The organism is Alteromonas sp. 4NH20-0056 (assembly GCF_057539655.1).
In genome coordinates this window covers 67,476-83,174 of sequence record NZ_BAAJLS010000002.1, presented here as the reverse complement: position 1 = coordinate 83,174, position 15,699 = coordinate 67,476, and the positions used below count along the sequence as shown (strand labels likewise).

At 44.7% G+C, this 15,699-nt stretch carries 15 protein-coding genes; 13 read left to right on the top strand and 2 right to left on the bottom strand.

The features are described 5' to 3' along the window. Positions 1–37: 37 nt before the first annotated feature. On the bottom strand, positions 38–814 hold the full coding sequence (suhB, locus tag AC27EZ_RS03965) for an inositol-1-monophosphatase (protein WP_421132008.1): 777 nt from the start codon (positions 812–814) through the stop codon (positions 38–40). 284 nt (positions 815–1,098) lie between these two features. Here suhB and trmJ point away from each other — a divergent pair, with 284 nt between their 5' ends. The 4 genes from trmJ (at position 1,099) to AC27EZ_RS03945 (ending at position 6,264) form a co-directional block, all read left to right on the top strand. Next, positions 1,099–1,824 carry a tRNA (cytosine(32)/uridine(32)-2'-O)-methyltransferase TrmJ gene (trmJ, locus tag AC27EZ_RS03960; RefSeq protein ID WP_421134760.1) on the top strand — a complete coding sequence of 242 codons (726 nt, stop codon included), beginning with the start codon at positions 1,099–1,101 and terminating at the stop codon, positions 1,822–1,824. A 6-nt stretch (positions 1,825–1,830) separates the two neighbouring features. Beyond that, complete coding sequence (gene cysE / locus AC27EZ_RS03955; RefSeq protein ID WP_487134074.1) at positions 1,831–2,655, top strand: serine O-acetyltransferase; 825 nt, start codon at positions 1,831–1,833, stop codon at positions 2,653–2,655. Between the two features lie 96 nt (positions 2,656–2,751). Then, entirely contained in the window at positions 2,752–4,767 is a 2,016-nt protein-coding gene (locus AC27EZ_RS03950) for an SEL1-like repeat protein (protein ID WP_487134073.1), read from the top strand. An 852-nt stretch (positions 4,768–5,619) separates the two neighbouring features. Continuing rightward, the gene (locus tag AC27EZ_RS03945) at positions 5,620–6,264 is read left to right on the top strand and encodes a PEP-CTERM sorting domain-containing protein (RefSeq protein WP_487134480.1); all 645 of its coding nucleotides are present in this window, start codon (positions 5,620–5,622) and stop codon (positions 6,262–6,264) included. 644 nt (positions 6,265–6,908) lie between these two features. Here the strand turns inward: AC27EZ_RS03945 and AC27EZ_RS03940 are convergent. Beyond that, complete coding sequence (locus AC27EZ_RS03940) at positions 6,909–7,124, bottom strand: hypothetical protein (RefSeq protein ID WP_487134072.1); 216 nt, start codon at positions 7,122–7,124, stop codon at positions 6,909–6,911. A 529-nt stretch (positions 7,125–7,653) separates the two neighbouring features. Here AC27EZ_RS03940 and iscR point away from each other — a divergent pair. The 9 genes from iscR (at position 7,654) to AC27EZ_RS03895 (ending at position 15,598) form a co-directional block, all read left to right on the top strand. Then, on the top strand, positions 7,654–8,139 hold the full coding sequence (gene iscR / locus AC27EZ_RS03935) for a Fe-S cluster assembly transcriptional regulator IscR (RefSeq protein WP_421132005.1): 486 nt from the start codon (positions 7,654–7,656) through the stop codon (positions 8,137–8,139). A 29-nt stretch (positions 8,140–8,168) separates the two neighbouring features. Beyond that, positions 8,169–9,335, top strand: a complete 1,167-nt coding sequence (locus tag AC27EZ_RS03930; protein ID WP_487134071.1) for an IscS subfamily cysteine desulfurase — start codon at positions 8,169–8,171, stop codon at positions 9,333–9,335. Between the two features lie 245 nt (positions 9,336–9,580). Beyond that, positions 9,581–11,017 carry a Fe-S cluster assembly protein SufB gene (gene sufB / locus AC27EZ_RS03925; protein ID WP_487134070.1) on the top strand — a complete coding sequence of 479 codons (1,437 nt, stop codon included), beginning with the start codon at positions 9,581–9,583 and terminating at the stop codon, positions 11,015–11,017. 3 nt (positions 11,018–11,020) lie between these two features. After that, on the top strand, positions 11,021–11,782 hold the full coding sequence (sufC, locus tag AC27EZ_RS03920) for a Fe-S cluster assembly ATPase SufC (protein WP_487134069.1): 762 nt from the start codon (positions 11,021–11,023) through the stop codon (positions 11,780–11,782). After that, positions 11,779–13,035 carry a Fe-S cluster assembly protein SufD gene (gene sufD / locus AC27EZ_RS03915; protein ID WP_487134068.1) on the top strand — a complete coding sequence of 419 codons (1,257 nt, stop codon included), beginning with the start codon at positions 11,779–11,781 and terminating at the stop codon, positions 13,033–13,035. Before sufC ends, sufD begins: the two co-directional genes overlap by 4 nt. Beyond that, positions 13,032–14,249, top strand: coding sequence for an aminotransferase class V-fold PLP-dependent enzyme (locus AC27EZ_RS03910; RefSeq protein WP_487134067.1), 1,218 nt, complete (start codon positions 13,032–13,034; stop codon positions 14,247–14,249). The genes sufD and AC27EZ_RS03910 overlap by 4 nt, the downstream gene beginning before the upstream one ends. A gap of 10 nt (positions 14,250–14,259) precedes the next feature. Next, on the top strand, positions 14,260–14,616 hold the full coding sequence (locus AC27EZ_RS03905) for a HesB/IscA family protein (RefSeq protein ID WP_487134066.1): 357 nt from the start codon (positions 14,260–14,262) through the stop codon (positions 14,614–14,616). A 22-nt stretch (positions 14,617–14,638) separates the two neighbouring features. Beyond that, positions 14,639–15,172 (top strand): putative Fe-S cluster assembly protein SufT, encoded by a 534-nt coding sequence (gene sufT, locus AC27EZ_RS03900; RefSeq protein WP_487134065.1) that lies wholly within the window; start codon positions 14,639–14,641, stop codon positions 15,170–15,172. Positions 15,173–15,187: 15 nt separating this feature from the next. Beyond that, complete coding sequence (locus tag AC27EZ_RS03895) at positions 15,188–15,598, top strand: SufE family protein (RefSeq protein WP_487134064.1); 411 nt, start codon at positions 15,188–15,190, stop codon at positions 15,596–15,598. The last annotated feature ends 101 nt before the right edge of the window (positions 15,599–15,699 follow it).

Below are 15,699 nucleotides of genomic sequence, written 5' to 3'. Positions count from 1 at the left end.
GGTATCAGTGACTCACGTTCAATTTGAACGTGTCTAACTATTTCAGGTGCTTAACGAGGCCCTGAACAACCTTAGCGCTACCGGCTACGATTTCGCCTTTGTGAAGTGGGTCATTTCCGCCTTTAAAGTCGGTAACCAATCCGCCTGATTCGCGAACCAATAGCTCACCTGCTGCAATATCCCATGATTTGATACCACGCTCGTAATAACCGTCGTGACGACCCGCTGCAACGTAGGCTAGGTCTAGCGCTGCGCTACCTGCACGGCGTAGATCACCTACTTCATGGAAAATTTTGTTAAGGCTTAATGCATATTCGCCAAACTGCGACTTGTTTTTGTATGGCAGGCCAGTCGCAATAATTGTTTCTGATAGGTCACGAGGCTTAGAACCACGAATTCGGTAACCATTTAATTGTGCGCCCTGACCACGGCTTGCAGTGAATAACTCACCGCGAATAGGATCGAAAACAACGCCTTGATCTAAACGGCCTTTATGAAGAAGTGCTATTGAAACGGCAAAGTGTGGGATGCCTTTTACAAAATTAGTGGTGCCATCTAAAGGGTCGATAATCCATTGGTATTCTGTTTCAAGACCATTGGTTTCGCCAGATTCTTCGCCAAGAAAGCAATGCTCAGGGTAAGACTGCTGAATTTTGGCAATAATTGCCTGTTCTGCTTCTTTGTCAACTTGAGTAACGAAATCGTTAAGGCCTTTAGACTCAACACCAACGTCGTTATGTTTTTCAAAACCGCGAACAATAACTGTTCCAGCCGCACGCGCAGCACGCACTGCAATATTCAGCATAGGATGCATAGATAAACCACCAATTGTAAAAGATCAATGAAACAACCAGTCTAAGAATTGTACAAAAAATGACTAGTTGTGTTCGAAACGGGCGGAGTCTACCAGAATCAGCGCCTGATGCAAATTAAAATGGTTTGTAGGACTTCATTAGCCGCACTTACTTGTCAGATAGCCATCTATACTGCCGCTATGGTATCATTTACGCATTATAATATGTGACTGTCTAATATAAGGCAGAACACGCATTTCAAGCTTTTATACAGCGATGTAGCAACAACTCAGGTGCAAAGGTCATGCTCGACAATATCCGTATTATTTTAGTCAATACGTCTCATACAGGTAACATTGGTTCAACGGCGCGCGCCATGAAAACAATGGGGTTAAGCAACCTTTATCTGGTAGACCCGGTAAATGAGCCAGATGGTCAAGCCAGCGCATTGGCGGCAGGGGCGGGCGATGTACTTGCTAACGCAAAAATAGTCAAAACCCTTGAAGAGGCCGTGGCAGATTGTGGTTTGGTTGTTGGTACGTCTGCACGCTCTCGCACGCATTCATGGCCAATGCTTGGCCCCCGTGATTGTGGTGAAAAGTTAGTACAAGAGGTAAGTAAATACCCTGTTGCTCTGGTATTTGGAAGGGAAAACAGCGGCTTATCGAATGAAGAGCTTCAGCAGTGTCATTTTCATATGTGTATTCCGGCTAACCCAGAATATAGCTCACTTAATCTTGCGGCAGCGGTACAAACGCTATGCTATGAAATTAGAATGGCATACTTAAGTACCGACGCTTACCCTGAGGTTGAGCAAGAGTACCCACTTAATGAAGATTTAGAGCGTTTTTATACTCATTTAGAATCGACGCTAGAAACCACTAGCTTCATTCGAAAAAATCACCCAGGTGTAGTGATGACAAAACTTCGTCGCTTATTTAATCGAGCACGACCTGAGTCACAAGAGTTGAACATTTTGCGTGGGATCCTCGCATCAATTAATAAGTCGGTAAAAGCTGATAACGAGTAATGTTTTATGTTTTCTAGAATAAAGGATGACATTCAAGGGGTGTTTCACCGCGACCCTGCAGCACGTAATACTTTTGAGGTGTTAACGAACTATCCTGGATTGCATGCAGTGTGGCTTCATCGTATTAGCCACTCACTGTGGCGGTCTAATTGGAAATGGCTAGCGCGCAGTTTGTCTACGTTTAGTCGTTGGCTTACCGGCATTGAAATTCATCCAGGTGCCACATTAGGACGCCGAGTATTTATCGACCATGGCATGGGCGTGGTTATTGGTGAAACGGCTGAAATCGGCGATGACGTAACGCTTTACCATGGTGTTACGTTAGGGGGCACCAGCTGGAAAGCGGGTAAACGACACCCTACCTTGAAAAAGGGCGCCGTTGTCGGCGCTGGCGCAAAAGTGCTAGGGCCCATTACTATTGGCGAGAATGCAAAAGTAGGGTCAAACTCAGTCGTAGTTAAAGATATTCCTGATGGCGCGACAGCGGTGGGTATTCCTGGGCGTATTATTATGTCTAAACAGCAAGGCACGTCGGCGGAGCTTAACCCTCAGCGCGATAAAATAGCGCAAAAATACGGTTTTGATGCCTACGCCGTAGCACCTGATAACCCCGATCCTGTTGCCAATGCGATGGGTATAATGCTTGAGCATATGCATCAAATGGATACCAAGGTTGAAGAAATGTGCAAAGTCATTCAATCGCTTGGCGGTGATGTTTGCACTGAAAATCTCCATAACCTAACCGCAGAAGACTTTGCCGATACGGGTATTGAGTTCGCTCAACAAGATGAAAGTAAAGAGGGGCACAAAGCTTTCGACCCAGCTATATAGTTTATAACAGTGTACATTCAAACTATAGCTGCGATACATTAGTGATGGTCAAGCGCCACTTGTTTTTATCGTAAACGTTTTACACGGATGTATTCTATGACTCGCTTATATTCACATGTTCCCTTGTTTATCTTGTTGTCTCTATCGCTATGCACCAATGCCATGGCGATATCTCTGCAGTTTACGCCTGTCGAACGCGAACGATTAATCACCAATAAGCAAGAAAAGTTAGTAGCGCTAGGTCTCAAATACGAAAGCGGAGATGGTGTTGCTAAAAATTATGTCCTTGCTCGTCAATATTACGAACAAGCCATCGAATGGGGCTCTGTTCAAGCCTTTCATAATTTAGGTTCGCTTTACAATTGGGGGTATGGTGTAGATAAAAATAGGCAGATGGCCCTTCTTTTATGGGAGCAGGGGGCAAGTAAGGGAAATATGTATTCTTCTTTTAATATGGGGAATGCGTTTTTAATAGGTAATGGGGTTTCGCAAGATACATACAAAGCGCTCGATTACTATATGGCGTCTTATAACCAAGGTTACGAACCCGCAATATGCAAGTATGGCGATACATTATTGATGGTGGAGCCAAGTGATATAGAAACTACCATTTCACTTCTAAAACCGGTAGCACAAAAAGGTGAAAGCCTTTGTCTTTCTGCAATAGTGGGTTTGCTGCACAACAATTATGATTTACATAAAGATGGTGAAGAGTTGCTTCGTTGGGCGCTAAAAGGCGATGCACAAAACCTTCCGGATGTCGTATTTACATTAGGCATGATTTACGATTTTGGTGAACGTGGAATAAAAGCCGATGCGGATAAAGCGAAAGCCTACTATGCAAAAGCTGCCGAATTAGGGCGCGTTAATGCGCTAGCTAATTTAGGGTTTATGTATGAAAGCGGTAAGTTTGGACATCCTGATACTGTGACAGCGAAGCATTATTATGAACAGGCCATCGAAGCGGGATCAGCGTGGGGCTATAATAATCTTGCTACCTTCTATCGGGATGGAACTGGAAAGGTAGTGGACTATGAAAAAGCGATGTCGCTTTACAAGACGTCCTCTGAAATGGGTAATGCGTACGCGTATAGAAATATTGGGAATATGCTCAGGTTTGGCGAGGGAGTTGAGAAAGACGCTTATGAAGCTGAAGTTCATCTAAAAAAATCCGTTGAACTGGGCTATGCGCAGTCACTGGTTGACTTAGGTTTTCTTTATTTAGACGACTCGTTGCCGCTATTCAGTAAATCTGTCGCATTAGAGCACTTTTATAAAGCTGTTGATGAGAATGTGCCTGGTGCGCTAGAAGCACTTGCGCAACAATTTAAGGAAGAAGACAGAGAGTGGTTCGTAGCAACGGAAGTGGCGCCACAGCTCGCTTATGATTTAGCTGGGTATTTTGAAAAAAGCGAAAACGATTTCGAAGCGTGTAAGTGGTATTTAGTCGCATTTAAACGTCGTCATGATGATGCTTATCTTGATGTCATGAAATGTGTAAACAGCAAACAGTATCCCGATATGCCTTATGCGAGTTTTAAAGATGTCGCTATTGAGTGGGCTGAATACATGCAGTGGGACGCGTACTCGTTAATTGGCGAGCTGTATTACTATGGAATTAGCACTACGAAGGATAAACATGTTGCGGCAGAGTATTTCTTGCGGTCTCATCACGATTCCGGTGATGAAATAGCGCAGTATAAGCTCGGTGAAATGTATCTTATCGGAGAAGGTGTTCAAAAGGATTACGACGCTGCGTTACGGTTTTTATTGCTAGCAAGTGAGGCTGGCGTAAGCGCAGCAGATGTCACGCTTAGTAAAATGTATCGCAACGGCAACGGTGTGACCTCTGATAAACACACCGCCTTTGATTTTATGAAAAAAGCCGCTGAATATATGGATGATTCCGAAGCCACCTTTTTATATGCGAAGATGCTATATGAAGGATACGCCGTTCCTAAAGATATTACGCTGGCAATTGACTGGTTTGATAGGTCTATACAATTAGGTAATGTAGAAGCAACGTGCTTTTTGGGTGGCATATTGAAAAAACACGGTAAGAGTGATGAAGACAGACGTCGAGCCTTACAGTTATTACAAGGGTGCAGTTAGTCGCGTTTGAACGCCTTAAATAATTGTCGTTTCCAATCCAGAGCCGGAATGATGGTCTTTGTAGTTAGCGGGTTTGAAGGGCGGAGTTTCTAATAGCCCTTTTGCAAAATTTCCAGAAGCTGACTGGATTGGAGGAATATTCCAGAACCGGGCTGGAATGCAGTAACTATATATAACAAAGGGTTATGGCGCTTGTGCATATATAACCTTATGTGAAAAATCATAGCTTGAAATACGCTCATTAGCAAAGCCAATTCTGTGAAAATCAACTTATTTTAGATTTTTTTGCATCATCGAGATAGCTTGTGAAGGGGGCTTAGGTTGGTGAAGAAAAGGCTGTAGTTTGGGAAAAAGTAGAGTCTGCTATAGAAACTTAGGTGGGTTCTGGGTTAGATCTCCTGCTATTACAAATACAAGTGTTGCTGAATTATCAAGCTCAAAGGAATCCCTGCTGTTCGGGGTTCCTTAGCGCGATAGAGATATTCTCCAATAAATTCAACTATAACGATGTCCATTAGAATCTTCTGAAAAGTTAGTAAAAAGTGAACGAACGTCTTTGGACAAGTCAACCCGTGGCGTTGCAAAATGAGCAAAACGTTTTGGAATATGCTGCATACAGCAGGGTGAGAGTTCCGACTTTCTGAAAACGACAAAGTCAGTTTTCGTTGGATTCAGGCGCCCTGTAAGCGAGTAACGGAGTGCAACACTCAAACTGTCGAAATACTTTACACACAAGAAATAAAATAAAAATATTACTATAAATATCAATGCCTGAATGTGTGGCGTGGTTCATGCATCTAGTTCCAAAGCGAGATATATTGCAATTATTAATACTAAATAGGAATCAAGGTGATGAAACGATTATGCTTCTTTGCAGTTTTAAGTCTAATGAGTTTTGTAACTCAATCTGCAATTATTACAGGCATTGCTAATGATTTATTCAAATCGGACGTTAGTAATGACGGTTGGAACATACAATACCAAGGCGCTTACTCAGGCTCTTTTTTATGGAGTTCAGTATTAGCCGGAGTTGATCCATCGAAATATATGGCTCTGGCATCATCTTCTAGTGATGGAGCTACTACATATGACTTATTTGCCGCGATAAAAGTGTCTGACTTTTTAGGACTTTCCACTGCTCGCAATGAGACTCAATTATTCAATGGTGCTTATTGGTACAGAAGTTCAGCGTCGGGTTCTGTAGGTTTTTCACCAACATCAATAATCAGCCAAAACTCAGCAGACACTTGTGCAGGATGTGGAGGTGACGATGGTTCCGAAAGGCTATCTTGGCATATGAGTAGTAATGATAGAGTGTTTGGGGGATGGAGATCTGGTTTAACTCGAGGTCTTAATTCTAATAGCACTTGGCAAAGATACGTTCTTGTAATTGATGCTCCCCAGCAAGCTCCCATACCGGCTCCAGAACCAGGTTCACTTGCAATTATTGGCCTAGGTCTAGCTGGCCTAGTAGTTCGCCGCAGAATCAGAAAGTAATTCAATTTCATTTTTAGTGCGTTCATCAAGGACGCACCAGCCCACTCATAACCCAGCGCAGCAACTAACTCCATCTCATCATCGACATGCAAATAAGTTTCTTCTATATGCCTAACTGACGTACCAGCATTACGTGCAATGTCCTGATACTTTGCGCCAGCTCGAACACGCTCAGTAATGCCATAATGCCGCAATGAGTAGTAGGTTAAGTTATCGTCTTTATAATTTGGCAATCCCATCAACAGCATTAATTCACGCCAACACGAATACATTTGACGCTGAGTCAACATTCCACCATCAAGAGAAAATACATAGTCATCACCTGAAAAATATTCCGTAACGGAACGTATTTCATCAAACAACAAACCAGCCTTTGCTATTACATTCCGTGTTTTTCGCACCTGAGACGTGTCTGCCAGCACCGTGATCTTTACCAATGAGCGTTGCACTCCGTTAATATCGCTACGAGTAAAAGAGTCGCTTACAGAGCGCCACTGAAGCTGTCGTAATTCACCAAACCGCATCATCGTTTCAGCACTAGCCAGAATAAACAGCCTGACCATTTGCCGAAGCAATTTAACCTCCGGTGAAATGTTCCGTTCCAGAACATATTCACGCATGACGCTTTTCAATTTTTGAAACTGCTATGGTGTGAACGTAGCCCTTGCTCGTCGTTCAACGGAATCTTCAACTGGCAGCACGTCGAACTTCAATTTTTGAATGTGAACGAGGCCTTCGTCATAGCAATAACGAAAGCAAGCGTTGATGGTTGTTTGTTCGTTGTTGATTGTGGCATTTTTGATACCTGCTTTCTCACTGCGGCGTGTAAACGCATAGTCTTGCAAATTGCGTCTGTCCAAGTCATTGACGCGAGTACCGTAACCAAGTAAACGAGTTAAGTGCTTTAAATGGCAAGAAATAACGTAATACTTATCGAGATGGAGGAAATTAGATCGTTGACCGTCTATTGTTTGTCTTATGCTGCCTGTCAGGTTTAGCGGAAACTTCCAAACAATTTCGTCTGATTATATATGAGCCACTACACATAAACATGTTAACACCAAGCGACTTTGTCGAATTTTAATTACCGATCGATTCTGTCGGTTGCTAATTATAACGACAGAGTTGCTTAGTTGTCAGACTAACCCAAATCTACGCACTACGAGCGATCGGCTATATTAGATGCTCAGATAGAAATAGTACGAAGTTGCTGAAAACACCGAAGCTAGTTCCCACGCCCACTCTAGGTGAGCATTCCAGACTCGTTAGAAACCGTTCCAGCTTTGGATTGGAAAATACATAATACCTGACTAAATTACTAGGTCTTTTACTTGACCATTTTAGTCGGGTATGTGAAAATTCTCCCACTTAAAACGGTGGGAGAAATCAATGAAACTTACCTCTAAAGGGCGCTATGCAGTTACTGCGATGTTGGATGTAGCTTTACATTCTACCCGCGGGCCTGTTCCTCTTGCCGATATATCAGAGCGCCAAGAAATTTCTCTTTCTTATCTAGAGCAGCTTTTTTCTCGCTTACGCAAAGAAAAACTTGTCGATAGTGTACGTGGTCCAGGCGGTGGGTATTTATTAGGTAAAGACCCGTCAGCTATTGCGATTGGCGAAGTGATCAAAGCGGTAGACGAATCGGTAGACGCAACCCGATGTCAGGGGCAATCTGACTGTCAGGGGGGCGACCGTTGCCTTACACATAGCTTATGGCAAGACTTAAGTGATCGCATTAGTGTGTTTCTTAACTCCATTACATTGGGCGAGCTGATGGCTCAGCGCGATGTGCGAGAAGTCGCTGGTCGACAAGATAAGCATGCTTCGCTGCGCAATATAGCGAATGATATTGAAATAAGCATTCAGCTTTAGTCAACGTACAAAGGCCGTTATTAGTTACTATGTCAGTTACTACTCCTGTATATCTAGATTATGCTGCTACAACACCGGTCGACCCGCGTGTTGCAGAGGCGATGGGAAAATGCCTTACATTAGAAGGTAACTTTGGTAATCCTGCGTCTCGTTCTTACCGATTTGGATGGATGGCAGAAGAAGCGGTAGATATTGCTCGCAACCAGATGAGTGATGCGCTTAACTGTGACCCTCGTGAAATTGTTTTTACGTCGGGCGCAACAGAGGCGAATAACCTTGCGATTAAAGGGGTTGCACAAGGGTACAAAGACCAAGGTAATCATATTATTACCGTAAACACCGAGCATAAGGCGGTGTTAGATACCTGTGAGTACCTTGAGGCGCAGGGCTGGTCGGTTACCTATCTGGATGTTAACAGCGACGGATTAATCACACTCGAACAACTTGAACAGGCCATGCAGCCTAGTACGGTGTTAGTGTCTGTAATGCACGTGAACAACGAGCTAGGGGTTATTCAAGATATCAAAGCTATCGGTGAACTATGCCGGCGCAACAACGTATTATTTCATGTTGATGCGGCGCAAAGTGCGGGTAAGCTTCCTATCGATTTGTCTTTACTGCCTGTTGATTTACTTTCGCTATCTGCTCATAAGTTTTATGGCCCCAAAGGAACGGGAGCATTGTATGTACGTCGTCGTCCTAAAATTAACCTTGTGGCGCAAATTCACGGCGGTGGGCACGAACGTGGCATGCGCTCAGGAACACTGGCCACGCACCAACTTGTTGGTATGGGCGAGGCGATGGCAATCGCTCAAGCGCAAATGCAAAGCGACACCGCTCACATTTTGTCACTACGAGATTTGCTATGGGAAGGTTTATCGGCGCTAGATGGCGTTTATTTAAATGGTCATGAATCGCAGCGTTTGGCGGGTATTTTGAATGTGAGTTTTGCCGACGTTGACGGCGAAACCCTAATGCTAGGGCTAAACGATATTGCTGTGTCATCAGGTTCGGCTTGTACTTCTGCCAGTTTAGAACCGTCCTATGTGCTTAAAGCCATTGGAAGAAGTAATGCGTTGGCTCATGCTGGGGTCCGTTTTAGTGTTGGCCGATTCACTACAAAAGACGATATCACTTACGTTGTTGATAAGGTGCAAACCGTACTGTCGAAGCTTCGACAGGTGCATCCCGCCTAAACAGCGTAACCACGTAAAATTAAAAAACACCGAATAAAGGGAAGCGCCAGACGATGGGTGACTTTCTCGTAACAATAATTTAAGTAAGTTAGGGCGGTTGAATATTTGAGTGAATTACTCAGGTATTATATAATCCCGCCCAAAATTTTAGGCTGCTTTGATATGTGACCGTACATATCCTTATCGGCAAGACCGTTTGGCCGATAATAAGCAGCAAAATGCAGGCAAATAAGTGAGATCCTAACATGAGTGAACAGATCGAACAGGCGTTAGAAAGAAAGTACGAGGCCGGTTTCTATTCGGAAATCGAATCGGAAACATTTGAGAGCGGCCTGGACGAGTCGGTTATCCGCCGCATATCAGCAATGAAAGAAGAGCCAGAGTGGATGCTCGAATGGCGCTTGAAAGCTTATCGTTCTTGGTTGGAAATGGAAGAGCCAGACTGGGCACATGTGGATTATCCAAAGATTGATTATCAGGCAATTTCTTATTACTCCGCACCGAAGAGTATGAAAGATAAGCCTCAGTCGCTTGACGAAGTTGATCCTGAGTTGCTTCGTACCTACGAAAAATTAGGTATACCGCTTCACGAACAAGAAATGCTTGCTGGCGTAGCCGTCGATGCAGTGTTCGACTCGGTGTCTGTGGTAACGACATTCCGCAGCAAGCTTGAAGAAGCGGGTGTAATCTTTTGCCCTATTTCTGAGGCGCTTAAAAAGTATCCAGAGTTAGTTAAAAAGTACATTGGTTCTGTTGTGCCACGCACCGACAACTACTTCGCGGCGCTAAATAGTGCGGTATTCACCGACGGTTCATTTGTTTACATTCCGAAAGGCACACGATGCCCGATGGAGTTATCTACGTATTTCCGTATCAATGAAATGAACACAGGTCAGTTTGAGCGCACGCTAATCGTTGCCGAAGAAGGTAGCTATGTAAGCTACTTAGAAGGGTGTACGGCACCTCAACGTGATGAAAATCAGCTGCATGCTGCAGTTGTAGAATTAGTAGCGATGGACGACGCAACCATTAAATACTCTACCGTACAAAACTGGTACCCCGGTGATGAAAACGGGAAAGGTGGTATTTATAATTTCGTGACTAAACGCGGTATTGCGCACACGAATGCCAAAATTTCATGGACACAAGTTGAAACGGGTTCAGCGGTAACGTGGAAGTACCCAAGCTGCGTATTAAAAGGCGACAACAGTGTAGGTGAGTTTTACTCAGTAGCACTGACGCGCGGACGTCAGCAAGCCGATACGGGAACCAAGATGATCCACGTGGGTAAAAATACCCGCTCAACCATCATCTCAAAGGGTATCTCAGCAGGAAACAGTAACAATGCGTACCGCGGGTTAGTGCAGATGGGGCCCCGCGCAGACGGTGCACGTAACTTCACCGAATGTGATTCGTTATTGATTGGTGATAAGTGCGGCGCACATACCTTTCCGTATATCGAAAGCCGTAATCCAAGCGCGATTGTAGAACATGAAGCGACAACGTCAAAAGTGAGTGATGAGCAGTTGTTTTTGTGTCAGCAACGCGGTCTAGATACAGAGAAAGCCGTTTCTATGATTGTGAACGGCTTCTGTAAAGAAGTATTCAAAGAGCTACCAATGGAATTTGCCGTAGAAGCCGGCAAGCTGCTCGAAATTAGTCTTGAAGGTTCAGTGGGGTAACCAATGCTTAGTATTAAAAATTTACATGCCAGTGTGGAAGAGAAAAACATCATCAAAGGGCTTAACCTTGAAGTTAAACCTGGTGAAGTACACGCTATCATGGGCCCCAATGGTGCCGGTAAAAGTACATTAGGTTATGTATTGTCTGGTCGTGACGGCTATGAAGTTAGCGACGGTGAAGCAACACTGAACGGCAAGAACTTGCTTGAACTTGATGTTGAAGAGCGCGCACGTGAAGGTTTATTCCTTGCGTTTCAATACCCAGTAGAAATTCCGGGTGTAAGCAACATGGAGTTTATGAAAGAGTCGGTTAACGCGATGCGCGAACAACACGGTAAAGAGCCTCTGACTGCTGCTGAGTTCCTTAAAAAGGCGAAAGAAGCATGTAAGCAGGTTCAATTACCCCTCGACTTTTTGAAGCGTGGCGTTAACGAAGGCTTCTCTGGTGGCGAGAAAAAACGTAACGAAATCATGCAGATGATTTTGCTTGAACCGTCACTTTGCATCTTAGATGAATCTGATTCTGGTCTTGACGTTGACGCACTGCAAGTGGTTGCTGACGGTGTAAATAGCCAGCGCGATGGCGAGCGTAGTTTTATTGTTGTCACGCATTACCAACGTCTTCTTGATTATATTAAGCCAGATTTTGTACACATTCTTGCTGACGGCAAAATTGTGAAAAGTGGTGACGCATCACTCGCACTAGAGGTAGAAAAAAGCGGTTATGCTTTTCTTGGTAAAGAGTATGCGGAGGGTGAGGCATGAGTCAATGGCTAGAACAGGTCATTGGCGCGGCGCAGGTCGACGACTATCTAGCGCCCGTGCGTCAGCAGGCCTTAGCACAGCTTAAAGCCGACGGTTGGCCAGCTCGCAGAAACGAGAGCTGGCGGTTCACACCGCTTACGCCAATTGAAAAGCGTGAGGCAAAAACGGTCACTCAGGCAGACAATGTGCCGGTCCCCGTTATTGAAAATCTAAATGCTATCGACTTGGTATTTGTTGATGGCGTGTTAGTGACGCAAGTGAACACACTTGATGTGCCTAAAGGCATGATCATTACGTCGCTAAATAATGGCGATAATGCCATTCAAGCCGATATTTCTCGCGTATTTGGGCAAGTAAAGCCAACGCGTCATTTATTTGGTTTGGTTAACGACACGCTAGTGCAACACGGTATATACATTGGTGTTGAAGCCGGTGTTAGTATCGACGTTCCAGTGCGCATTATTAACCTTTCAAATAACGATGTTGATGCACATACCCGTGTTGTGGTTAATGTTGCTGACGGTGCCCGCGCGACGATTATCGAGCACGGTGTGGGTGACAAAAACAGTTTGACGACAGCGTTTGCTGAATATCATATTGCCGATGACGCGCATCTTGAACATTATCGCTTTGCTATGTTTACCGGTGTAGCGAAACAAGTAGGCGGCAGTCATTTTAAATTGCATAACCGGTCTACTCTCAACAGCACGTTGGTAGGGTACGGAAGTGAATTGTCACGATTAGATGTAGATATTCATCACGCTGGCGAATTTGCTGATGCAAAGATGAATGCGATTTACTTGTTGGCCGAAGGTGAGCTATTTGACCTGCATTCGACCATCGAACACGCAATGCCTAACGGCACCACAGAAGAAAATGCACGTGGAATAGTGGGCGATAAAGCCCGCGCGGTATTCAACGGTCGTATTCATATTCATCGTGATGCACAAAAGACATTAGCCGAGCTTAACAACCGTAACTTATTATTGTCTCGACGTGGTGTTATCAACACCAAACCAGAGCTTGAAATTTATGCCGATGACGTGAAATGTGCGCACGGTGCTACGGTCGCGGAAATTGATGAAGCCTCACTCTACTATTTGCTTACTCGCGGTATTTCACGTAGCAAAGCGCTAGTAATGCTTAATTTTGGTTTCATTCGAGAGCTAATTAATGATGTGCGCAACGAGCCTATTCGAGACTGGTTATTGCCAGTATTAAGCGAGCGTTTCTCTCAAATGGAGGTGAAATGAGCTTAGATGTTGCAGCACTTCGTGCCCAGTTTCCTATTCTGTCTAAAACGGTAGACGGTAAGCCGCTCGTTTATTTAGATAATGCGGCGACGACGCAGAAGCCACAAGCCGTAATCGACGCCATCGTAGATTTCTACACAGGAACAAACGCGAACGTTCACCGAGGCGCGCATCATTTATCTGATGAGGCGACGCGTCGTTACGAAAACGCGCGCTCAAGTGTTGCGAGTTTTATTAACGCGAGCGTGCGAGAAGAGGTTATCTGGACATCTGGCACGACAGAAGCTATCAACATTGTTGCCAATGGCTTAGCTTATCAGCTAAGCGAAGGTGATGAGGTGATGGTAACGGAGCTAGAACATCACGCTAATTTAGTGACGTGGCAGCAAGCGTGCAAGCGTTCTGGCGCTACGTTGCGTGTCGTGCCTATTTTCGACACAGGCGAGCTAGATGTTGCTACCTTCGATAAGCTGCTTTGCGATAAAACCAAGCTTGTTGCTTTTCCTCACGTGTCTAATGCGTTAGGGACTGTAAACCCAATTAAACAACTTACGGCTAAAGCGAAAGCGTTTGGGGCGTGGGTGCTGGTGGACGGTGCACAAGGTATTGCCCATGGCGGTGTTGATGTACAAGGCATTGGCTGTGATTTCTATGCCTTTTCTGGCCACAAATTATTTGGACCAACCGGTATTGGCTGCCTGTGGGGCAAGCAAGATGTTCTACAAAACTGGCCAGTGTGGCAAGTTGGTGGCGAAATGATCAAAGACGTCACGTACCAAGATGCTACGTGGGGTGCATTGCCTAATCGATTGGAAGCAGGTACGCCAAATATTGCGGGTGCTGTAGGTATGGGTGCTGCGATAGAGTGGTTTGCTGCGCTCGATATGCAAGCATTGCATGATCATGAGCAAGCGTTGCTTCGATATGCCACAGAGCAAGCCGAAGCGCTTGACGGTATGCGTATCATTGGGACTGCGCCTGACAAAGTTGGTGTACTAAGCTTCTTGCTTGATGGTGCACACCCAGCCGATGTGGGTTTTATTTTAGATAGGCAAGGCGTGGCTATTCGTACCGGTGATAACTGTGCGCAGCCGCTAATGAAACGACTTGGTATTCCGGGCACTGCTCGCGCGTCGTTTTCAATTTATAACACGCTTGATGAAGTGGACAGCCTATTTGCTGCACTGAAAAAAGCAAAAATGATGTTGGCCTAAGGAGGCATAAATGAGTGTAGAAACGTTTGTACCGAGTACTCAACTCATTTCGCTAACTGACAGCGCCGTTAAGCATTTCGAAAGTAAGCTTAAAGAAAAGCCTGGTCAGTTAATTCGTCTATCCACAAGAGTCAGTGGCTGTACTGGTTACGCTTACGTGTTGGATTTTGCTGATAGCGCAGAAGAGAGCGATGAAATCATCGAGATTTCTCCTTTGCTTAACGTTGCTGTCGCCGAAGACGCAACTGACTTATTAAGAAACACCGAAATTGATTACGTCCAAGAAGGCGTAAACGGTGTGATTAAGTACAACAACCCCAACGTGGTTGATGAATGTGGTTGTGGCGAAAGCTTCAACGTAGGCTAAGCGAAAGGCGCTAAAGCAGTTTATGAAACAGAAAATGGTGGTCACTGAACGTGACTGTAAAGCGCGTTTGGTGCCGGTAGGTAACCCAGCTACTATCCCCGAAGGTGAGTTTGTTACTATCACGCAAGACTTAGGCGGTAACTTTACTGTTACGTGGCGCGGTAATATGTATCGTATTGACGGTACTGATGCCGACGCGATTGGACGTAAAGCGCAAGTCTTGAATTTTGATGCGCCTGAAGACGGTAAAATTAGTGAACAGCAAGTGTGGGATGCGCTAGAAACTATTTTCGACCCTGAAATTCCAATCAACCTAGTCTCACTAGGGCTTATCTATAAAGTGGCCGTGGATCAGAAAACAGGATGCGTTAATATTGACATGACGCTTACCGCGCCCGGATGTGGAATGGGACCGGTGTTGGTCGGTGACGTTGAATATCGTGTTGCGATGGTGCCTTTTGTTGAAAGCGTAAATGTAGAATTAGTCTTTGACCCGGCATGGTCACGAGAGATGATGAGTGAAGAAGCACAGCTTGAAGCTGGCCTTTTCTTTTAATACACAGGAAGATAAATGCGATTACCTAGCAGTGAAGAAATTATTGACGATTTGGCGTTTTTCGATGATTGGGAGCAGCGCTATCAATATATCATTGATCTAGGGAAATCTATTCCAGGTTTATCTGATGACGACAAAACCCCAGAGCGTTTAGTAAAAGGGTGCCAAAGTAGCGTATGGTTAGTCGAATCATACGAAAATAATATCATTACCTTTGATGTCGATAGTGATGCGGTGATTGTTCAAGGTCTGTTGGCATTAGTGCTAGCGGCGTACAATGAAAAATCGCCTCAAGATATACTCGCCTTTGACATAGACGGCTATTTTGAAGCGTTAGACTTAGAGCGTCATATTACGCCAACCCGCGGCAACGGTTTACGCGCGATAGTGGGTAAAATCCAAGAATTGGCAAAGGCGAATAGCTAGCCTACGCTTACACAGTTATTTCATTGTGCTGTCATAAACGTGGTTATAATAGGCAGTACAATGGTTTATTTCACCCCTATTTAGTTACCTATTAAGGTTGA